We start from the raw sequence: 21,355 nt of genomic DNA, 5'->3' as shown, positions 1-21,355 counted from the left end.
GTGCACGACTGGCTGGAGGAGGAAGCGAGACGATCCCAGGAGATCGCCCCCTCTTCCGGTTCCGTCGACTAAGATCGTCGATTCAGATCCCGTCGACCATGGCTCTGTCGACTACGCTCTAATACCTTTGATAACTCCGGAGTTTCATTTATTCCATAGCCTAAGATATCAATAGTTTTATCTTTATATTTTGTACTTAATTCAATTCCGGGAATCACGGTTATTCCAAAGGCTTTTCCAGCATTTATTGCTTCAGCGATTCCCTTTGTTGTGTCATGATCTGTTATGGCAATTGTATTCATGCCTTTCTCAGCAGCCATTTGAACAACTTCACTCGGAGAATATTTCCCATCAGAAGCTGTAGTATGAAGGTGGAGGTCGAAGTTCCCTTTTTCTACTACCTTTTTAATGTCCAAGTCTTCCTCTCCTTACAAAATACGAAATTCCTATTTTTTATTAAACAAACGGATTAAGAGTCACTCTTGATTGTCCTCTTCCATTTTCTTCAATATTCCTTTTATTTCTTGTTCGAATGACTTGTGGCAAACTAAAAGTCCATCTTTTGTAGAAGCAATGATTAAATCCTCCGCCCCAATAACAATTGTCTTCCTATCCTCTGTTTTTATTATACAATTTTTTGATGACAATACATGAATATTACCCTGAAGGAGATTCATGTCGTCTTCCTTTTTTATCAAGCGCTCTAAAGAAGTCCAGCTGCCGACATCATCCCATTGGATATCTGCAGGTATCATAAATTTTGATTCGGCCTTTTCAATAATTGCATAATCCACAGAAATTTTCGGCAGATTGGCATACTCAGAGGCATTCCCTTTGAGATATCCTGCGATATTTTTTGTGATTTGCGGCTGGAATTTGTCCATATAATAGACAATAGTTGAGGGCTTCCAGATGAATATTCCGCTGTTCCAAAAAACATTTTCTTGTCTCAGCAATGCCTCTGCCTGATTTTTATTTGGCTTTTCGATGAAGGAATGTACTTTTAAAACCTTCTGATTTATTTCCTTATGAGCCTGGATATAACCATAGCCAGTTTCTGCACGAGTAGGTTTGATTCCTAACGTTACAATGGATAAATCAGATGAAGCCGCAGTTTCGGCTAATGTAAAAAGTTTATAAATAGAATCATTATCTGGCAAATAATGGTCTGATGGTACTGCAGCAAACACTTCATCATCATTCTCTTTTAAAAACGTTAAAGCTGTTAAAGTGACACAGGGCCCCGTATCCCTTTGATATGGTTCCAGAATCAGCTGCTGTTCCGGCACTTCCAATTGTGCTTTAACTAGAGGAGCATACTCTTCCGTTGTCACGATATAAATTTTATCCTCCGGGAGCCATTCCCTAAAACGGTTATAGGTTTGCTGAAGCATTGTTTTTTCATTGATTAACCTAAGAAATTGTTTAGGCTTTTCATTTACACTCAGCGGCCAAAACCTTGTCCCTTTTCCGCCTGCCATAATGACGACTTTCAATATAAACACCTCATTACATTAATTAAAAGCTATATTATTGTATGTGTTTAAAAGAAAGTCGCTTGGTGTTCAGCCTTGTTCAGTGCAATATGGGTATTTTACTCTTTAATAATGATACTTTTTTACTTTTTTAGATTCCTGACCTTTTCAATTTCATTCATTACCTCCTTCTCAAGCTTAATTAAGAACCTTTCACTCCATTTTTTCGAAAAGCTATTCACAGAGAAATAAATTTTTAATTTTGGTTCTGTACCCGAGGGCCTAATAGCAAACCAGGATCCATCCTGCAAATAAAATTTAATCATATTCGTCTTTGGCAGCTGAGTAAGTTTTTCTTGACCTGTCAGCAAGTCTAGCATTGTCCCCAACTTAAAGTCTTCAATTAAATTTATTTTTAAACCCGCAATCTCTTTTGGCGGGTTTACTCTTAAATAGGTTAGGACGCCGGCAATTTCCTCACTTCCCTCCTTGCCTTTCAAGAGGATCGACTGCAGGGACTCCTGGTAATATCCATAACGAGCATATAGGTCATATAAAGCATCGAACAGTGTTTTGCCTTTTGATTTATAATAAGCCGCCACTTCAGCAGCAAACACGGCTGCTTGAACAGCATCCTTATCCCGTACAAAATCGCCTATTAAATATCCGTAGCTTTCTTCGTACCCGAATTGAAATAGATAGTCTCTATTTTCTTCAAATTCTTTAATTTTTTCACCAATGTATTTAAATCCTGTCAGTGTGTCGATTACTGTTATTCCAAAATCCTCTGCAATGGCTCTGCCGATATCAGAAGTAACAATTGTTTTAATAACCGCACCATTCTTAGGAAGGATTCCCAGCTTCTTTTTTTCGGATAATAAGTAATAGAGCATAATAGCCCCAAGCTGATTCCCTGTTAATATCTCATAATCACCTTGTTCATTTTTCACTGCAACTCCCAGCCTGTCTGCATCCGGGTCTGTGGCCATTAAGATATCAGCATCCATTCTCTTTCCATATTGAATGGCCATTTTGAAGGCTGCATGCTCTTCAGGATTTGGTGATTCTACTGTTCTGAAATCAGGATCAGGTTCAGCCTGCTCTTTTACTAGTGTAATGTTATGGAAGCTAAAAGCTTGCAATCCTTCACAAACAAGTCTTTCAGCTGTACCATGAAGAGGTGAAAAGACAATTTTTAAGTCCTTGCCTTCTTTTCTGGCAAGATTATTATCTAATTGTATCGTCTTTAATTTTTCCAGATAAGCATTATCAATTTCTTCCCCTATGAAAGTTAGAAGTCCCTTGCTCTTCAGTACTTCTTCATCCATCACCTGGACCGCTATTTCATCTTTAATCCCGCTGATATACCCGGTGATCTCTTCAGCTGCTGAAGGGGTGATCTGTCCTCCATCTTCCCCATATACTTTAAAGCCGTTATATTCAGGGGGATTATGGCTTGCAGTAATCATGATACCTGCAATTGCGTTTAAGTGACGGACGGCGAAAGATAATTCAGGTGTTGGTCTTAGCTCATGGAACAGATACACTTTTATTCCCTGCATTCCCGCTGTCTTTGCGGCTTCCATGGCAAACTCTGCTGATTTCCGGCGGCAATCATATGCGATTACAAATCCGCGTTTCTTTGCGGATTCCCCTTTTTGTGAAATGTAATCAGCAAGACCTTTTGCCGCCTTGCGGACTGTGTAAATATTCATTCGGTTTGTACCCGGTCCCAATTCTCCCCTGATTCCTCCAGTACCAAATTCTAAATCCTTATAGAAGCAGTCCTCTAATTTATGCCGGTCCATATCCAACAGTAAATTCTTTAATTCTTTGTCTAAATTTTTATGGGAAAGCCATTTTTCAGCCTTTGAACTCCATGTCACCATTCGATGATCTCCCTTCTTTATATAGTCCTATATTATATGAACAAATTCTTAGAATGGCTGTCCCATGGCCTATGTGAAGATGACAGCTTTACATCCTGCGGACTACACTCCAATTTCATAGCAAAAACATCTTTCTGAACCAGCGCCTGTCCCTTCCGCTCCTCACACAATTCTACAGCTTTATTAATACTTCTGTAATTAACCTCTAAAAGAATGATCAAGGCAGGAACAATGATAAATAGGTATTTTCTCATATTTTTCCTCCTGCTTCATTTATTTTCAAATGATTGACATAATATTTGTTATAATAAATCCAAAGAGAAATATGAGAATATTCTAACTAAATATTGAGTGGACGAGGCGATTTTGTTGCTGATATTCTTCAAGGTTGCAGTTTGGATTATTGTCGCTTGTCTCGGTTTTTATGTTATTTCTGTCTGGTTATGGGAAAAGAAAGTAAAAGAAAGAATGTCCGTCATAAGGAAAACCTGGTATATCCTTTATGTGCTTGGTGCAGTTGTTTACTGGACGAACAAACCAGGTTCCATTTTTTCCGATTGGCAGAACTACCTGATTGTCGCGGTAATATTTGCTCTGGTCGATGCCTTTGTTTTCCTGGGATCTTATCTGAAAAGAGTCGGAAATAACGAATTAGCAACAGACACTAGAGAATTGCTTGAAGAAAATAGTGATCTATTGAACTCGCATATGAATAAACTGAAATCGTTTCAGTATTTATTGAAAAATGAGCCCATTGACATTTATTATGGAAACAAGGAAGCGTATCTTGCCGGCATCGAAAAACTTCTGGCTGACTTTGCGGAAAAAGTGGATATGAAGATAGCTTTATGCAAATACACAACAGAAGAAGAAAAGGACTATCTGCTTGAGCACTACACCGATAAAGCTTTGATTCATAGCCGTCTGGACCGCAGGGAAGTTTATTATGATGCTGAAGAAAGACTGGCGCTGATCCCTTTTTCCATTCTCGAAGATGACTATGTAATTAAACTTACCTCCGATCAATTTGTTACAGAATTCGACTATTTGCTTTTCACTTCACTCATATCAATATACGATCTAATGCTCCCTGCCGAACAGGAGGACGAAGACCATGAAGGAACCAGCGAAGAAGAAAACGGAGAAACCTGAGTTGCATGCTAAAAACACCATGAAAACTCTCAAAAAAAAATCCCGGGTCAGCCTTCCGGGTTTTGAAGTAAGTCCCCACACCGAAAGGATATTAAAAAAGAACAAAAGATTAATAAGCGTTTATACCAAAACTAAGGCTTGAGCATACTATATGGCGTGGGAGGAAATTTCTTCCGCGCCCTATTCATGTTCAATTGAAGGGGACATATAATAAAGATAAAAAGGGCTGATTTCAATGAAAAAACTGACCAAGAAAGTGAAAAATATTAACTTCCCCACATTCTCGGTTTCACCATATACCAAAAACCTGTCAAAAAAAACAGAGGCTGCCATACAGGATTTAAACAAAGGGCTAAAGCCTCCGAAAAATAATGCATAATAAAAACCGCCTTCCAAGAAGACGGTTATTTGATAAAAAGCTTCACCTTTTTTAATGCATCTTTTGTGGTCGGATATCGGAATGGCAAATCGAATCTGGTGGTTTGCTTCAGAATGCTTTTTTCATGTGAAAACACATCAAAGCTTCCCTTTCCATGATAAGCCCCAATCCCGCTCTCCCCTACTCCCCCGAAAGGCAGATATGGTGAACTAAGATGATAAACGGTATCATTAATGCATCCCCCTCCAAAGGAAATGCTGCTTAGAATCTGGTTCTGGACACCCTCACTTTCTGTGAAGATATATAGCGCTAAAGATTTCGGGCGTGCTGTAACCTCTGCAATCATCCCGGACAAGTTATCATATTCGAGCACCGGCAAAATCGGTCCAAATATTTCATCCTGCATGACTTCATCAGCCCATGTAATATTATCGAGAACTGTTGGTTCGATGCTTAGAGAATGTAAATCATGCCCGCCGCCATGAACAGTGATGCCACTTGTTAAAAATTTGGTGAGACGGCTAAAGTGTCTTTCACTGACGATTCTCGTAAATTGGCCGGATGCAATCGGATGTTTTCCATAAAGCTCCTGTATGGCTTGTTTTAGTTCATTCAGGAATTCTTCTTTTATACTGCACTGTACATAAATATAATCAGGGGCCACACAAGTTTGGCCGGCATTAATATATTTTCCCCAGGCAATTCTCTTCGCTGCAAGCTTCAAGTTGGCATCTTCATGCACGATGCATGGACTCTTCCCTCCCAATTCAAGGGTAATGGGAGTAAGGTGCCTGGATGCTGCTTCCATGATGATTTTTCCGACAGGGACACTGCCTGTAAAGAAAATATAATCCACCTTTTCATTTAGCAGGGCTGTGCTTGTTTCTGCGTCGCCTTCAACAACTGAAATATACTCCTGCGGGAAATGATTGCTGATCATTTTTGACAGCAAGGCCGAAGTTTGCGGCGTTAATTCTGATGGCTTCAGAATTGCGCAATTCCCTGCGGCTATTGCTCCGATCAGGGGAGCAATCGCTAGCTGAAAAGGATAATTCCAGGGCGCTATGATTAGCGCAACTCCATAAGGTTCTGGATATATATAGCTTTTCGAGCCGAGTTGGGCAATTGAAGACTTTACTTTTCTGGGTTTTGCCCATTTTTTTAAATGTTTCAACGTAAAGCGGATTTCCTCCAGCAGGATTCCAATCTCCGTCAAGTACGCATCAAACTCACTTTTATTAAGATCCGCCTTTAACGCATCCATCAATTCCTGCTCATGCTGCTTAATGACCGAACGAAGCTTTCCGAGCGCCTCCATTCGAAATGTGACATCTTTTGTTTTACCCTGGGTGAAGAAATTTCTTTGTTTTTGAATGAGATCCGCGTAGTTTTCCAAAGGAATACCTCCAGATGGGACAAGGTTTTAAGGATATATTATCATCTTGGCTGGCGGAAATACATAAATAGGTATACTCCCAATGCAAAAAAAATGCCGGCCATAAGGCCCGGCATTTGAAATATTATCTCGGCAGCTTAAAGAATTCGCTGCTTTCACTATAGTTTCCTGCCAGCCTTCCTAGCGGCTTCAGTTTTTCTAAGTTCACTTTATAATTACCGAGGTAGTACTCATCATCAATATGATAATGTACCATTCTCCCGATAATAAGATGATCGCTGCCCAGCTTAATAATTTGTTCCAGCTTGCATTCCATATGGATTGGTGCTTCTTTTACCCTCTTAGGGGCGACTAAATGACTTTCAGCAGCCGAAAGCCCTGCCGCTTCAAACTCATCAGCATTACTCGGGAGATTCTCTGCACTTTTTTGCATTTGGTTTCCTAATGGTGCAGGAACAACGTTGATGACAAACTCTTTTGTCGCCCGGATGTTGACCAATGTATCTTTTTCTGTTCCTTCCCTGTCGCCCACGCCAGGTCCAATAGAAATACAGAGCATCGGAGGATTTCTTGAAGCAACCGTGAAAAAACTGAAGGGTGCGAGATTCTGGCCCCCTTCCTGTGATACAGTGGAAACCCACGCAATCGGTCTTGGGACGACAGATCCGGTTAATAATTTGTACACTTCTTTTTCTCCAAGGTCCGAAGGGTTAAATTCCAAACGGATCACTCCTTCCACTTTTAAATAACAAAGTTATTCTTTTTATTCATAATGGATAATACTGTCAGTAAAGTAAAAACAATAAACATCATACCTGTGATTAAAAACCACCCGGAAGAAAATTGACCCGTCTTATCCACGATTAATCCGAACAAGGGCGGAATGATAATGGCGCCAGCTGATCCCAGTGTGATACTGATCCCGCTTGAGATGCCAGCTTGTTCTCTCGGCACCAATTCACTTGCAAGATTCATCCAGATTCCATTAAAACCTGAAGCTGCAAATCCAAACAGAGCTGTAATGGGAGCCATTACCCAAAAAGGGGCTGAAGTTATGACAGCAGCTGACGTACTGGCCAATGCGGTAATAATGGTAATAATCATAAGAATTACAACACGCTTTCCTTCAAACAGCCTATCGCTAATGATTCCCCAGGCAACCCTGCCAATGGTTCCGGACACTTCAGATATAACCAGTAGAATACCTGATAAAAAGATTGATATCTTCAGCTGTTCATAGGCAAACAAAACAATATACGTATTTAAGCACATTTGTGTACCATTCAAACCGAGAGCACTAAAGCTTATCAGCATCAAGGCTTTATTTTTAAACATTTTAAACATTGATTTGTAAAATTGGAGCAAACTCATGCTGCTGCCCTTCGCTTGTTCCAGTTCGGGCGGATCCCGGTAATAATGATAGGAGACGAATCCGCCCGCCAATAAAAGAAGGCAGGCCGTAAGAAGTACAAATCTCCAGCCAAAAGTGACACTAAGCGGAAGCAGAATCAAACTGGCCAGAGCCGATCCAGCCGTGATGCCGGTTTGTTTTATTCCCATTGCTGTTCCCCGCTGTTTGAGAGGAAACCAATAAATGATGCCTCTATTGGTGATCGGGTGCATGGACCCATACCCAATTCCGCCGATAACAATCAATAACAGGACAAGCCAGAAATCATGAAGCAATGTCATGAACAGAAAGCCCAACCCCATTAAAGCAGACGCCAGAACCAATAATTTACGGGATCCTGCAAGGTCAGTCAGGAAGCCGGCAGGAACAGAAATGATCGCCTGGCCTAAAAAGAGAGCCGCCGGGAGCATGCCAATTTGCGACTTGGTCAAGGAAAGATCCTCACCGATTAAGACTCCCAGCGGTCCAATGCTTCTGCCGACAAATGCTACCATCAGCTGTGCCAGCAGAAGGAATAATAGCATTTTCCATGGATTTTCATTGATGGCAAATTGCTTTTCTGCCAGTGAATTACTCATAATTAATCATCTCTTTTTTGGCTATTATGCCTTTAAATTGATTGCAGTCAAATCTTCCTCCAGTACTTTGCTCTTTGAAACAGCTGGAGCTAAAAGGGAGCCTGCAATACAGATAAAGAAGTTCAGTCCTAATCCAATGACGCCGCCGTGGATTCCATATATGGTTTTGTAGCCTGTAAGAGTAAGCACTCCTGCTAATATGGCGCCTGCAAGCATTCCCCAGAAGACAGCCTTTCCTGATAAGCGCTTCCAATATAAGCCCAGTACAAAGGCCGGGAATACCTGAACAAGCAATTCGAACTTTAAGACGAAAATTTCATATAGCGTTCCCGGAGGATTCCAGGCAATCCACAGAAGAAAGATGATCGCAATGATTCCGCATACTTTCCCGACCATGACCTTCTTATGTTCAGATGCCTTAGGATTGATGAATTTTCCATATACGTCATTCGAAAGCATGGATGAAAAGCTGAGCAGAACAGAGTCGGCTGTAGAAATAATGGCAGCTACAATCCCGCCAAAGAAGATGATCATAATCCAGTAATAAAATGGATTAATGGCGGCAATCTCATTGGCCATCAGACCTACGAGCTGTTCAGAACCCGTCTTATCCAGTCCTGGAAAAAGCATAATTCCAATAATACCTACCATAAATACAAGCCCTGTTGTAATTGGCGGCATCCATGCCATGCGGGCAAAGGATTTTTTCAATGTTTTCTCGCTTTGCGCAGAATAGATTCTTTGAACAGCGTGCGGATAAATACTTGCTCCCAGTCCAACAAGGAGGAGCATGCTCAGCCAATTGATATTCACTTCCATTGGAGGAACAGCCGTTTTTGCCGGCTCCAGTTCTGCTACATACCTTGTAACATCAGAGAAATTTCCACCGACGAGATACAAGCCGCCGATGAGGAAGACAATGATTCCAATCATTAGAACAATGCCTTGCATAACATCTGTAAAAGCAACTGCCTTCATTCCGCCCATCCACTCATAGGCAAGCATAACAGCTACAAAGACGATAACAGCTATTTGGTATGGGATCGTGCCGCCTGTCATCCCCGACACAGCCTGGCCAATGGCTACAAGCTGTTCTAAAAGGTAGTTTCCAAGCCCCCAAAGCATAAGAAAAATACTAAGCAATGTGACTGCCTTCGATTTGAAGCGGTGATCGATCCAGTCAGTAGGTGTAACAAAGTTTCTTTTCTTTGCAATGACATATAATCTTGGTGCAAACAGTAAATAGATTCCGATAATGATTGTCATAAATGAAATGGACTGAATCCACGAGAAACCTGTCCTATATGCTGTTGGGGCATATCCGACAATGGTATTCCCGCTATATTGCGTCGCATATAAGGTGAAAAAGAGTGCGATAAAACCGAGATTCCTTCCGGCAAGATAGTACCCTGAAAGACTGTGATGAAGGTTCTTCTCACCTCTGCCCGATAAGTATCCAATTAACAGCATGATTATGGCAAAAGCTGATAAAATAATGATCCCATCTGTGCCTGCAAAAGCTAAATCATTCATGATTTATCCCCCTTTGCTTTTTCGGCTTCTTCCTGTTCCTCTACGATATTCCACTCATTCACACAAAGCCAGCTTAAATATCCGCACATGATAATGGAAAAAGCTGTCGAGATAAATGCCCATAACGGAAACCCGAGAATATAGGGCTCAGCTGCTGCATCCGGAAAATACCAGGGTACTACGCCAAGTGTAATGATGGCGAGGACTATCCAAATCCATTTTTTTCGAATAGGTTCTTTTATCGTTCTGTTTTCCATATGGCTTCCTCCCTTTTGCTGAAATTTAAACCTCCAGCTTATAGAAAATCTTATGTGCCGATTCATAGGAGTCTATTAATTCAGCTGATTGAAGGGTTGCCCCGATTTCGTCCAGCCCCTTTAACAGCTGATCTTTTCGATAAGAAACGATATCGAATTCGACCATGTACCCGAAGGAGTCCTCAATTCTTTGATTCTCTAAATCTACGCTCAGCTGATAACCAGGTGATTCATTGCTTTTTTGAAACAAAACTTCAATATCCTTTTCAGGCAAGACTATTGGCAGGATGCCATTTTTAAAACAATTATTATAGAAAATATCTGCGAATGATGATGCCAGGATCACTCTAATCCCATATTCTGCAATCGCCCAGGGTGCGTGCTCTCTGGATGAGCCGCAGCCAAAGTTTTTCCTTGCCAGCAGAATCGGTGCATTCCGGTAAGGTTCCCGATTTAGAATGAAATCCGGTTTTTCCCTGCCATCTTCGTATCGCCATTCGTAGAAGAGGAATTCGCCAAACCCTGTTCTTTCAATTCTTTTTAAAAACTGTTTTGGAATGATGGCATCTGTATCAACATTTGCAGCATCAAGCGGAGCAACTATGCCTGTAAATCTGGTAAAAGACTTCATTGTACACTGACCTCCTTGCTATATTTAACAGGCCACTCCCTTACATCTATAAACCGGCCGGCAATCGCTGCTGCAGCAGCCATTTCAGGACTGACCAAATGGGTCCTCGCATTTCTTCCCTGCCTGCCTTCAAAATTCCGGTTGGAGGTCGATGCGCAGCGTTCTTCCGGAAGAACCAAGTCCTCATTCATACCGAGGCACATGCTGCAGCCCGCTTCTCTCCATTGAAAACCGGCTCTTATAAAAATTTGGTCGAGCCCTTCAGCTTCAGCCTGCATTTTTACAAGCTGCGAACCAGGAACAACTAGCGCTTCCACCTGTTCAGCAACTTTGTAACCGTTTACGATTTTTGCCGCTTTTCGAAGATCTTCTATCCGGCTGTTTGTGCAGGAGCCGATAAAGACTTTATTGACAGCAATTTCTGTGATGGGTGTTCCTGGCTGAAGGTCCATGTACTTTAATGCTTTTTTAGCTGGACCTATTTGATCTGCTTGCAAATCTTTCGTTAGAGGTATAACTTTTGTAATACCTGTTACCTGGCCTGGATTCGTGCCCCAGGTAACCTGCGGGATTACTTCAGCTGCATTAAAGTCAGCAGTCAGATCAAATTCGGCATCTTCGTCAGTATAATATTTCTTCCATTCTGCAAGAGCTTCTTCCCACTCGATTCCATCAGGAACAGCTTGTTTCCCTTTTAAATAGTTAAAGGTTTTTTCGTCAGGCTGAATCAGTCCTGCCCTTGCTCCCATTTCAATGCTCATATTGCATACGGTCATTCGCTCTTCCATTGTTAAATTACGAATCGCCTCACCGCGATACTCCACAACATAGCCTGTTGCAAAATCATGACCATACCTTCCAATGATTGAAAGAATCAGATCTTTGGCAGTCGTTCCTTGCGGCAAATTGCCGTGTATATTTATGGCTAATGTTTTAGATTTAAATTGCTTTATTGTTTGAGTGGCAAGGACATGTTCTACTTCACTCGTGCCAATGCCAAAGGCAAGTGCGCCGAAAGCTCCATGTGTAGAGGTATGGCTGTCGCCGCAAACGATGGTCATCCCGGGCTGTGTTAGCCCAAGCTCAGGAGCAATGACATGTACAATTCCCTGATATCGGCTATCCAGGTCAAAAAGCTGTATTCCGAACTCCCTGCAGTTTTTTGCCAGAGCGTCGACTTGCTTTTTGGCGATTTGATCTTTAAAAGGAAGGGAACGGTCAGTTGTTGGAATGCTGTGATCCATGGTAGCCACAGTCAGATCCGGCCTTCTCACCTTGCGATTCTTGATTCTTAAGCCTTCAAATGCCTGAGGTGATGTGACCTCATGTACTAAATGAAGATCAATGTACAAAAGGGAAGGCTTATCCTGTTCCTCCACGACTGCATGCTTTTCCCAGATTTTCTCGTATAAGGTCCGCCTCATTCTGAAGCCCTCCTAAATGATATTATTTTTCTTCAATTCTTCTAATCTCTCTTCATTGAACCCAAGAAGGCCAGTGTATACTTCATGATTGTGCTTGCCCATTTCTTCCGGGCCGGCATGCTTCACTTCCCCTGGTGTCCTGCTTAATTTTGGGACAATGCCAGGCATCGGGAATTCTCCCAGCTGCGGATGATCTACTTTAATAATCATGTCGCGTTCCTTATAATGCGGATCTTCCAGAATATCTTTGGCCGTATAAATGAGCCCTGATGGAACGCCCTTATCTTCAAGAATTTTAAGAGCTTCTTTAGCGGGGAGAGTCTTTGTCCATTCTTCAATCATGGAGTCAAGAAGCTTCATGTTTTCTCCTCTTGCATGGTGGGTCGCGAATCTTGTGTCATCTGCCAATTCCGGCTGCTCCATGGCCTCGCATAACCTGCGGAACACTCCATCTGCATTGGCTCCTATAACGATGTAAGTTTTGTCCTGCGTGAAGTAAATGTTAGAGGGAGCTACACCTGGCAGGATATTGCCCATCCTCTCCCTTATGTATCCCGCTAAGAGGTAATCCGGAATAATGCTTTCCATCACTGAGAATACAGATTCATAGAGGGCCGTATCGACAACCTGTCCCTTTCCGGAACGCTCCCTCTCGTGTAATGCAACCAGACAGCCAATTGTCGCAAAAAGTGCAGCCAGCGTATCACCCATTGATACACCAATTCTTGATGGCGGCCTGTCAGGGAAACCGGTTACATTTCTGAGCCCGCCCATTGCTTCACCGACGCTGCCAAATCCTGCTCGATGCTTATAGGGTCCTGTCTGTCCATAGCCCGAAGTCCGTACCATGATTAATTTAGGGTTGATTTCGGAAAGTGCTTCATAGGATAGATTCCATTTTTCCATTGTCCCCGGGCGGAAATTCTCAATGACAACATCGGCTTCTTTAATAAGCTCCCTTAAAACCTGCTGTCCTTCTTCCTCCCTGAGATTTAACGAAATCGATTTTTTATTCCGCGATTGAATAGGCCACCAAAGCCCTATCCCATCTTTTGATTTTCCCCAATTTCGCATGGGATCTGATTTACCCGGAGGCTCGACTTTAATAATTTCAGCACCGAAGTCACCTAGAAGCCGTCCGGAGAATGGTCCTGCTAAAAGCGTGCCCAGCTCGATGACTCTGATATCTTCCAGTGGAAGCTGTTTTTCTGACATGGATTTCCCTCCCTGATATTTCTTGAATGTACTGTTAAATTTTAATTTTCTTAATCTTGTATACAAATTTAATTGTTTGTATACAATAAGTCAATGTAAATTTTATTATTTTTCTGAAATTTCATTAAAAACCTTTATATAATCATGTTTTATAATAAATATTCAGAATATTTGTTGTAATAATACTTCTGTTTGTATACAATACAATTGAGGTGTTGATATGGATGCATACGAATTTATTAGAGATGCCATTATTGAAGGGAAATTTGTCCCTGGCATGCGGCTTGCTGAGGAATCATTGGCTAAAGAGATGAATCTTAGCCGCACTCCTATTAGAGAGGCTATTAAGCAGCTTGAAGCAGAAGGCCTCGTCATTCCATTAAAGCGCGGTGTCAGCGTAAGGCATTTTACAAAAGATGATATCCGGCAAATCTATGACCTGCGCACTCTTCTGGAAGGGTACGCTGCCAGTCAGGCTGCGATACACCGGACAGAAAATGACCTGCTGGAAATGGAAAGAGCAAATATTTTATATGAAGAAGCCATTAGCCGATATGTGGAATCTGATATGGACAGCCTGAAAGATATTGTTCAGGTAAACCAGAAATTTCATGAAACGATAGTGGCTGCTTCAAAAAATGAGCATATACATTTCCACATTTCAAAGGTTGTCGTGGTTCCAATCGTATTCCGATCCTTCTATTGGTATAACAGCTTTCAGCTCAAACAATCCCTAGAGGTACATAAAACCATTTTGGAAGCAATCAAAAATCGGGAACCCGAGCGTGCCCGCATTGCCATGCATGAGCATATTTATCAAGGCCGTGATCATGTTTTGAAGCACCTGGAACAAATTAAAAACATTCATCTGCTGAAGGAGGAAGTAAAATGATTGAAATCTGCGAAGTTGGTCCGCGCGATGGATTGCAAAATGAGTGCAAAATTGTTCCAACGGAAACAAAAGTTGATTTGATTACAAGATTAATTGATTCCGGCATCCGCAATATAGAAGCTGTTTCTTTTGTCAATCCGAAGGTTGTTCCTCCCATGGCTGATGCAGAAGAAGTTTTGAAATCGCTTCCTAAAAGAAATGGCGTCCGTTTCGGCGGTCTGGTGTTAAGCCGCTCTGGTCTTGAACGCGCACTTAAGACCGATGTGGATTTTCTTCATGTTGTAACAACAACAAGTGATTCATTCAATTTACGGAATGCGAAAAGGACTGTTGAGCAGGCTGTTGGTGAGCTCTCTTTAGTGATTAAGGAAGGGGCTGCATCCGGAAAAGGTGTGGCTGGGGTATTAGGAACTGCATTCGGCTGCCCTTTTGAAGGTGAAGTTCCTTTAGAAAATGTGCTGAAAGCGGCGGAGAGGTTTTTGGAAGCAGGCTGTACGGAAATCACTCTGGCTGATACAACAGGCATGGCAAATCCCATTCAGGTTCAAAAGGCAGCAGATTCGTTTTTCGCTGCGTTTGGAAGAGATCTTTCGCTTGGCCTTCACTTCCACAATACGCGCGGGTTGGGACTCGCAAATGTACTGGCGGGATACCAGGCTGGTGTCCGCCGCTTTGATTCCTCCATTGCCGGACTTGGCGGATGTCCATTTGCACCGAAAGCAGTCGGAAATGTTTGTACAGAAGATATGATCAATATGTTCCACGGAATGGGTGTGGATACGGGGACAGATCTTTCTTCTGTCCTGGAAACAGCAAATTGGATGGAAACAGTAATGGAACGGCCGCTGGATGGGATGTTAATGAAGGCGGGAATAGCTTAACTGCGGGAAAAGCCATCTGGGGGATGGCTTTTTTTGTGCTGTAGCGGCCGTAAATGGTCGTCGCAGAAATTTATTTGCTGGTTTTACTGATTTGTTTGCTAGTTTGGTGTTTTTATTTGCAGATTTTTATATTTATTTGCAAGTTTAATGTATTTATTTGCAAGTTTAATGTATTTATTTGCAAAGTTCACAATTAGTATCAAGGTTTTATATAATACCTATTCTTCTTTTCACCACCTTGCTAAGATTCATCTGGCCAAGTAATCTTGAGGCAGAAAAAACAGATGCTAAATGGGTAAACCTGCGAAATTCAGCATTTGTAATAGATGGTTTAATCAGATAAAAATAATCCACTATTGTTTGTTGATGTGCCGAGTCGGAAGCAGTTTTACATACCTCTGGCATGCACCTTAATAATGCTTGAAGCTGCATTATAATATCTGGTACCCTTCTTTCTTCTTCTTCGATCAAATAAATCATCTCCTTTATACAATAAAAAAAGAGTCTAGGTTTTGACCTAAACTCTATAATTTAAATCTGCTGATCAACCCTTTCAAATCCTCCGCCATGCCCGTAAGCTGGTCAGCAGAGAGTGATATTTCCTCCATTGATGCAGCTTGCTCCTCCGTTGAAGCCAGTACACTTTGTGTAGCTATGGCTGATTCATTTGCCACATGGGTTATCTCGTCCATGGATTGAACCATTTGCTGAGAACCGACAGACATTTGCTGAATGGCTGCTGCGACTTCCCCCATTTGATCCGTCACCGTGCTGACAGACTGCTGGATTTGTTTGAATGAATCGCCTGCATCCTTCATGACTTCCATTCCTTCTGTTACTTCATGATTAACCGTATCCATTGTCTGGACAACCTGATGGGTTTCTTCCTGGATTTTTGATATCAGCTGGCTGATTTGCAGGGTGGATTCAGCCGATTTTTCAGCGAGATTTCTAACCTCGTTTGCTACAACGGCAAAGCCTTTTCCCTGTTCTCCTGCGCGGGCGGCTTCAATAGCAGCATTTAAAGCCAGAAGATTTGTTTGAGCGGCAATGCCTGTAATCACTTCGATGATCTTTCCGATTTCCTGTGAACGCTGGCCAAGGCCTTTTACCACCTTGGATAGATCCTGTACATTTACATGAATGGAGTTCATCTGGCATCCTGCTGTTGAAATGGATGCAGATCCATGATTTGCTTTTTCAAGTGAATCGTTGATCTGCTCTGTAACCTGTTCTGAGTTTGCCGCGACCTGTGTCAGGCTTTCGGACATCTGCATAATGACATTGGAGGCAGTTCCGACTCCCTTGACCTGATCATCGGCACCTGCTGCTACTTCTTCAATGACCTCAGCTATATGGCTTGTTGCCATATTGGTCTGCTGGGCACCTGATGATAGCTGCTGGGCATATTGCGTGACTTCGTTCGAAGCCAAGACCACTTTATTCAGCACTTCCTGCCAGGCAGATGCAGTGTGATTAAGTGCAGAAGCAATCGATCCCAGTTGTCCAACTGATTTTTCGTCAAGTCTTGTGGACATATTTCCATCTGCAAGGTCATCGATAAACCTATTGATTTTGCTGATGGGTGCAATAAACTTGCGGTAGTTCATAAACGCGGATAATATCCCTGCAAGCGAACCAAGGATCACCATAAAAGCAATGGTGAACCAAAACGCACTGCCATCCAATCCATTACCAACACATACAGAAACGCCAATGACTAATACAGCTGGGATAATGACGATTAAAGTGCGGAGCATGTAGCTAAGTTGACTCATGAAACTTACCCCTTTTTCTATCTTTTATTATTATAAAAAAATGATTTACAAGTTCCTCCTCAAATAACTTCTTTTACCACCAGACAATTTGATTATAGTGGATGATAGGAAAATATATCAATATATTTCGAAGGATTATTTTTAAAATAATTGAAATAGTTCGTCACTTTTTCGCAAATTGAAATGCCAGCCTCCCAAGAAGCTGGCATTTTAATCAAATCTATTCAGCTGCAGCAGTCCTTCTCTCTTTTTTAGCCATGGAAAGAACGGCAGTGCCAAGTGCAATAATAATAAAAACACTTCCTGCTGCTGCATTATATTCTACTGAGGTTGTCTCGATCATAATGCCGCCGATCATGCTGCCGAATGCCATTCCCATGTGAACTGCTGAGTTGTTCAATGTTTGCTGGATATCAGAAGTTTCCGGTGTTACTTCTATTAAATAGCTGTGTATGGCCGGTGTGATCGCCCAGCTGAGCATACTCCAGATGACTACCATAATCAGAAAAACGGGCAACGAGAAAGCGGCGAACGGCAACGAGAAAAGGGTAATCCCAAACATAGCCAGCAGAGTCAAAATGACAGACTTTGCACCAAAACGGTCGGCCAGGAGACCGCCGATGCCCCCGCCGATAACGGCAGCAATTCCGAAAATCAGGTAAACAATGCTGACCCAGTTGCCGTCAAGCCCCATTTTCATCTTCAGGAATGGAGTAAGGTAACCGTAAAAAGTTAAATGGCCAGTCATTAAAAGAAACGATGTTATCTGTGTTAGAGCGATTTTGCGGCTTTTCAGGGTTTTAAGCTGGACGCCTATTGGAACGGCGGGCTTTGGAGCAACTTTACCCATAAAGAAATGAACGCCTGCCATTGATATGACTGTCAGAGCAGATATGAGTACAAATGGAGCACGCCAGCCAAATACATTTCCAAGCATCAATCCAATGGGCACACCCAGCACAAGGGATGCACTGATTCCCATAAAGACGATTCCGATGGCTCGTGCACGATATTCTTCTGTGACGATGTAGGAAGCCATTGTCATGCATAATGCGATAAGCAGTGAGCCGCTTGCTGCCGCTAAAATCCGGCCAACTAATAATACACTGTAAAACGGGCTAAATACGGCAACAATATTTCCTGCCAAAAAAACAGCTAATGATATCATCATTAAACGGCTGCGTTCCATTTTCACCGTTATCGTGAGCAGGACAGGCGCAGCAATGGCAAAGGCGAGCGAAAATACTGTAATTAACAGACCCGCCTGACCCAAACTGACTCCCAGATCTGAAGCTACAAGATCAAGCAGCCCGCCTATAATCAGTTCCACCATTCCAACAACAAACGATATGATTGCTAATAAATAGATGCGTTTATCCAAGCTGAACTTCCTCTCTAGTATTCAAGCTGTTCTCTTAAATTTTAATAAAATAACATCTTAACATACCCAATAGCTTTAGCTCAAAGGATAGAATAATCTAAAAATAATAATGGCTATTTTGTAAATATAATTTCTTTTTTGGGATAAAATATAACTACCTTACTAAAACAACTTCCATAAATTTCATGTTTGCATATAACGATTAAATAGGAATGTAAATAACAAATAATGTAAAGGAGTTGATTCATTTGTTGGACAATCAAGCAAAGAAAGAGCGCAGTTTATCCCCTATACCATCACCTGTTATGGACGAAATACAGCCTGCCGGTACAACTCCTGCTGACACAACTGCCATAAATAACATTGAACCTGAATTTGATCTTACTGGAACAGTTTTAAATGACTACAACTAAGTGACAATCCCTGCAGGTCTTTCGCGGGGATTTTTTTAATCTTAAAATTATATTTTTGTACTTCGATAACTGTCTGGCTCGAGCGCCTGGGCAGACGTTGCCACTGACGTGGCGTTCTTAGTCTGTGTTCCCTGCTTCCGCTTTCTTTTGGCAAGTTTGTCCGATTCTCAGCATATGCATGTAGTATTCCTTGTGTTTCACTTGGAAAATAACCAAATGGAGCAGGATTAATGATTTATTTGTTAGTGGTTATTTTCATTATTGTTCTTGTTATGCCTTTTCTTTCTGAGTTTGTGGAAAAAAATCTGGAGATGTTTTTATTTGTGATGGGGCTTTCAGCTGCAATGGCAAGCGGGGTACTGAATAGCGGGCTGTTTGTTAAAGCAGCACAGGAACCTGTAAAAATTACTCTTGCTGTCTTTATTGCAGGACTCCTGTTTAAGTGGTTTCAGGCAAATTTGGAAAGAAGCATACTTTCAGTAAGCCGGATTATGCCTTTTCGTTTATTTGCAGCTTTGACTGTCATTTTTCTTGGGTTAATATCAAGTATTATTACAGCTATTATCGCTGCGTTAGTTCTTGTATTAATCGTCAGTGCCCTTCGCCTGGACAGAAACTCAGAAATCAGGCTGACTGTACTCGCCTGTTTTTCAATTGGACTTGGCGCAGCATTGACGCCGATTGGCGAACCGCTTTCCACCATTGCAATCAGTAAAATGAAAGAAGATTTTTTCTTTTTGATGGAATTGGTTGGACCGCAAATCACCATTGCCCTCCTATTTTTCGGAATTATGGCGGCACTGGCTGTTAAGCCTCCTGTTTCAGGGAAAGCGTCCTTTACTAAAAAGCCTGCCAGTGAAAACTATGAAGAAATCTTTGTCAGGGCTTTGAAAATATATTTCTTTGTGATGGGCCTGACGATGCTTGGGGCCGGTTTTGAACCGTTAATCAACCACTTTTTAATAGGGTTAAATCCGCTTTTATTATATTGGATCAATATGATTTCTGCTGTATTGGACAATGCAACACTTGCAGCTGCTGAAATTAGCCCCTCAATGGACCATTTTACGGTTCAATCCATCCTCCTTGGACTGCTGATCAGCGGAGGAATGCTTATTCCAGGCAATATTCCCAATATTATTGCTGCTGGTAAACTGCAGATTACGAGTAAAGAGTGGGCAGTATTCGGGGTTCCGTTTGGGTTAATCACGATGATTGGTTATTTTGTGTTTATTCTGGTCATGGGAAATTGAAAGGGGACTGGCGGCCCTTTTCAATTTCCCTTCATAATTGTTTACATAATATTATTATCGTATATCAAGTATTATTTTTCCGGTGCTCATCCGGCTTTCGATCAGCTTATGGGCTTCAGCTGCTTCTGCCAAAGGAAACCTGTGCCCTATTCTAATGTGCAGTTTCTGTTCTTTTAAATACTGCATGACTTTTTGAGCTGTTTCCCTGAGTGATTCCGGACGCTTCTTTCTTGTTGTGCCGAGACTGTAGCCCAAGGCAGAACGGCAGCTCTTATGCAGGTCATTCGTATTTATAATCCCTTGTTTGCCGCTCGAATTGCCGAATTGGACAAGCCGGCCATAGTCAGCCAGACAGCCGAAACTTTTCTGCGTTATGCTGCCGGCAAGAGAATCCAGGATAATATCTGCACCTTTTCCACCGGTTAAGTCCATTACCTTTTCGGCAAAATCATTCTGTTCGTATACAATGACATGATCAGAACCTGCTTCCACAGCAGCAGGTACTTTCGTTTCACTGCCAACAGTTCCAATAACAAGTCCTGCTCCTAATATCTTTGCCATTTGGATTGCAGTAGTGCCTACCCCGCCTGCTCCTGAATGAACCAGAACGGTTTCACCATTTTGGATTCCTGCAATATCTGCAAGCAATTTATAAGATAAAAATGAAACAGTCAGTGATGCTGCAGCTATATCCAACTCTACTTCATCCGGCACTGCAAATGTCAGGTTTTCATCGGCTGCAGCGTACTCACTATAAGATCCTTCTGAAGGGAACGCTGCAACCCGATCACCAATTTTAAAATTTGTAATTTCACTCCCAATTTCCACTACTACTCCTGCTGCATCGAGACCGGGAATAAACGGAAATAAGCCAGTACCTCCCTGCCCGATCCTTGCTTTCACATCCGCAAAATTAACGCTTGCTTTTTCCACCTTTATCAATACTTGATCCTGCTTTACTTTTGGAATTTCCATTTCTGTGTAAGTCAATACGTCCGGATTACCGTATTGTGTTACTGTAATTGCTTTCATTTGATTGGCCTCCATTTATGTAATCCTTTTACCTATTCGATATTTGGTGCGAATAAGCCTCTTTTTGCTATGGATGACAACTCGAATTAAAGCTATAAAAAAGAAGCCGCATACCGCAGCCTCTCGTTATAAATACCTATTCATTTTCATGCTGGCAGCTATGTTCCTCGCTGTTCTTTCCATATAAATGGCTGCCTTCTCCAAAGCTTCCGGAAGGGTAACAATGCCTGGGACAATGCTGAATAATGCATCGATTCCGTGTTCATGCACAATATTGCTGTCGTCTGATAAAGAACCTGCAAGACCGATAACCGGTATCCCATGTTTCTTTGCTGCTCTGGCCACACCAATTGGGGCACGCGCGCCGCCCGAACCATCTGAGAAG

23 protein-coding genes are annotated in these 21,355 nt (G+C 42.0%); 6 read left to right on the top strand and 17 right to left on the bottom strand.

The genetic code is table 11. The features are described from left to right. Window positions 1-68: 68 nt before the first annotated feature. From ACEQ1T_RS15985 to ACEQ1T_RS15970, 4 genes are all read right to left on the bottom strand, one after another. Window positions 69-416, bottom strand: coding sequence for a PHP domain-containing protein (locus tag ACEQ1T_RS15985; protein ID WP_370223710.1), 348 nt, complete (start codon window positions 414-416; stop codon window positions 69-71). Window positions 417-476: 60 nt separating this feature from the next. After that, window positions 477-1,496, bottom strand: coding sequence for a mannose-1-phosphate guanylyltransferase (locus ACEQ1T_RS15980; protein WP_370223709.1), 1,020 nt, complete (start codon window positions 1,494-1,496; stop codon window positions 477-479). A 122-nt stretch (window positions 1,497-1,618) separates the two neighbouring features. Beyond that, entirely contained in the window at window positions 1,619-3,361 is a 1,743-nt protein-coding gene (locus ACEQ1T_RS15975) for a phospho-sugar mutase (RefSeq protein WP_370223711.1), read from the bottom strand. Window positions 3,362-3,396: 35 nt separating this feature from the next. Continuing rightward, entirely contained in the window at window positions 3,397-3,618 is a 222-nt protein-coding gene (locus ACEQ1T_RS15970; RefSeq protein ID WP_370223707.1) for a hypothetical protein, read from the bottom strand. Between the two features lie 115 nt (window positions 3,619-3,733). Between ACEQ1T_RS15970 and ACEQ1T_RS15965 the strand changes: the two genes are divergently transcribed. Together ACEQ1T_RS15965 and ACEQ1T_RS15960 are read left to right on the top strand one after the other, a co-directional pair. Next, window positions 3,734-4,516, top strand: coding sequence for a type II toxin-antitoxin system SpoIISA family toxin (locus ACEQ1T_RS15965; RefSeq protein ID WP_206839583.1), 783 nt, complete (start codon window positions 3,734-3,736; stop codon window positions 4,514-4,516). Continuing rightward, window positions 4,479-4,658 carry a type II toxin-antitoxin system SpoIISB family antitoxin gene (locus tag ACEQ1T_RS15960; RefSeq protein ID WP_206839581.1) on the top strand — a complete coding sequence of 60 codons (180 nt, stop codon included), beginning with the start codon at window positions 4,479-4,481 and terminating at the stop codon, window positions 4,656-4,658. Before ACEQ1T_RS15965 ends, ACEQ1T_RS15960 begins: the two co-directional genes overlap by 38 nt. 262 nt (window positions 4,659-4,920) lie before the next feature. On the opposite strand, the gene ACEQ1T_RS15955 is transcribed toward ACEQ1T_RS15960, so the two are convergent. The 8 genes from ACEQ1T_RS15955 to ACEQ1T_RS15920 form a co-directional block, all read right to left on the bottom strand. Further along, window positions 4,921-6,291, bottom strand: coding sequence for an aldehyde dehydrogenase (locus tag ACEQ1T_RS15955; RefSeq protein ID WP_370223704.1), 1,371 nt, complete (start codon window positions 6,289-6,291; stop codon window positions 4,921-4,923). Between the two features lie 124 nt (window positions 6,292-6,415). Beyond that, window positions 6,416-7,012, bottom strand: a complete 597-nt coding sequence (locus ACEQ1T_RS15950; RefSeq protein WP_370223702.1) for a flavin reductase family protein — start codon at window positions 7,010-7,012, stop codon at window positions 6,416-6,418. A gap of 20 nt (window positions 7,013-7,032) precedes the next feature. Next, window positions 7,033-8,280 carry an MFS transporter gene (locus tag ACEQ1T_RS15945; RefSeq protein ID WP_370223701.1) on the bottom strand — a complete coding sequence of 416 codons (1,248 nt, stop codon included), beginning with the start codon at window positions 8,278-8,280 and terminating at the stop codon, window positions 7,033-7,035. A gap of 24 nt (window positions 8,281-8,304) precedes the next feature. After that, entirely contained in the window at window positions 8,305-9,813 is a 1,509-nt protein-coding gene (locus ACEQ1T_RS15940) for a sodium:solute symporter (protein ID WP_071156000.1), read from the bottom strand. Further along, entirely contained in the window at window positions 9,810-10,070 is a 261-nt protein-coding gene (locus ACEQ1T_RS15935) for a hypothetical protein (RefSeq protein ID WP_019383158.1), read from the bottom strand. Before ACEQ1T_RS15935 ends, ACEQ1T_RS15940 begins: the two co-directional genes overlap by 4 nt. A 25-nt stretch (window positions 10,071-10,095) precedes the next feature. Further along, entirely contained in the window at window positions 10,096-10,701 is a 606-nt protein-coding gene (gene leuD, locus ACEQ1T_RS15930) for a 3-isopropylmalate dehydratase small subunit (RefSeq protein WP_009334429.1), read from the bottom strand. Beyond that, on the bottom strand, window positions 10,698-12,125 hold the full coding sequence (gene leuC, locus ACEQ1T_RS15925; RefSeq protein WP_370223700.1) for a 3-isopropylmalate dehydratase large subunit: 1,428 nt from the start codon (window positions 12,123-12,125) through the stop codon (window positions 10,698-10,700). The genes leuD and leuC overlap by 4 nt, the downstream gene beginning before the upstream one ends. A gap of 12 nt (window positions 12,126-12,137) precedes the next feature. Then, complete coding sequence (locus ACEQ1T_RS15920; RefSeq protein ID WP_217031162.1) at window positions 12,138-13,340, bottom strand: CaiB/BaiF CoA-transferase family protein; 1,203 nt, start codon at window positions 13,338-13,340, stop codon at window positions 12,138-12,140. Window positions 13,341-13,560: 220 nt separating this feature from the next. On the opposite strand from ACEQ1T_RS15920, the gene ACEQ1T_RS15915 reads away from it, so the two are divergent. After that, window positions 13,561-14,232: a GntR family transcriptional regulator gene (locus ACEQ1T_RS15915; RefSeq protein WP_009334426.1), complete on the top strand. Its 672-nt coding sequence runs from the start codon at window positions 13,561-13,563 to the stop codon at window positions 14,230-14,232. After that, window positions 14,229-15,113 carry a hydroxymethylglutaryl-CoA lyase gene (locus ACEQ1T_RS15910; protein WP_370223698.1) on the top strand — a complete coding sequence of 295 codons (885 nt, stop codon included), beginning with the start codon at window positions 14,229-14,231 and terminating at the stop codon, window positions 15,111-15,113. The genes ACEQ1T_RS15915 and ACEQ1T_RS15910 overlap by 4 nt, the downstream gene beginning before the upstream one ends. A 207-nt stretch (window positions 15,114-15,320) precedes the next feature. Here the strand turns inward: ACEQ1T_RS15910 and ACEQ1T_RS15905 are convergent, their stop codons facing one another. The 3 genes from ACEQ1T_RS15905 to ACEQ1T_RS15895 form a co-directional block, all read right to left on the bottom strand. Beyond that, complete coding sequence (locus ACEQ1T_RS15905; RefSeq protein ID WP_370223697.1) at window positions 15,321-15,584, bottom strand: hypothetical protein; 264 nt, start codon at window positions 15,582-15,584, stop codon at window positions 15,321-15,323. Between the two features lie 53 nt (window positions 15,585-15,637). Beyond that, window positions 15,638-16,891, bottom strand: a complete 1,254-nt coding sequence (locus tag ACEQ1T_RS15900; protein WP_370223696.1) for a methyl-accepting chemotaxis protein — start codon at window positions 16,889-16,891, stop codon at window positions 15,638-15,640. Window positions 16,892-17,111: 220 nt separating this feature from the next. After that, window positions 17,112-18,272, bottom strand: coding sequence for an MFS transporter (locus tag ACEQ1T_RS15895; protein ID WP_206839569.1), 1,161 nt, complete (start codon window positions 18,270-18,272; stop codon window positions 17,112-17,114). 248 nt (window positions 18,273-18,520) lie between these two features. Here ACEQ1T_RS15895 and ACEQ1T_RS15890 point away from each other — a divergent pair, with 248 nt between their 5' ends. Then, on the top strand, window positions 18,521-18,685 hold the full coding sequence (locus ACEQ1T_RS15890; protein WP_206839568.1) for a hypothetical protein: 165 nt from the start codon (window positions 18,521-18,523) through the stop codon (window positions 18,683-18,685). Between the two features lie 230 nt (window positions 18,686-18,915). After that, window positions 18,916-19,938 carry a DUF1646 family protein gene (locus ACEQ1T_RS15885; RefSeq protein ID WP_206839567.1) on the top strand — a complete coding sequence of 341 codons (1,023 nt, stop codon included), beginning with the start codon at window positions 18,916-18,918 and terminating at the stop codon, window positions 19,936-19,938. Window positions 19,939-19,992: 54 nt separating this feature from the next. Here the strand turns inward: ACEQ1T_RS15885 and ACEQ1T_RS15880 are convergent, their stop codons facing one another. Next, window positions 19,993-20,970 carry a zinc-binding alcohol dehydrogenase family protein gene (locus ACEQ1T_RS15880; protein WP_370223695.1) on the bottom strand — a complete coding sequence of 326 codons (978 nt, stop codon included), beginning with the start codon at window positions 20,968-20,970 and terminating at the stop codon, window positions 19,993-19,995. Between the two features lie 126 nt (window positions 20,971-21,096). Further along, window positions 21,097-21,355 (bottom strand): glycerate kinase (locus ACEQ1T_RS15875; protein ID WP_370223694.1); only part of this gene is annotated, 259 nt, incomplete at its 5' end.

It is taken from the genome of Cytobacillus sp., assembly GCF_964223445.1.
Lineage (GTDB): Bacteria > Bacillota > Bacilli > Bacillales > Cytobacillaceae > Cytobacillus.
Note: the sequence above shows the minus strand (reverse complement) of the source record. Positions and strands in the feature narration are given on the sequence as shown.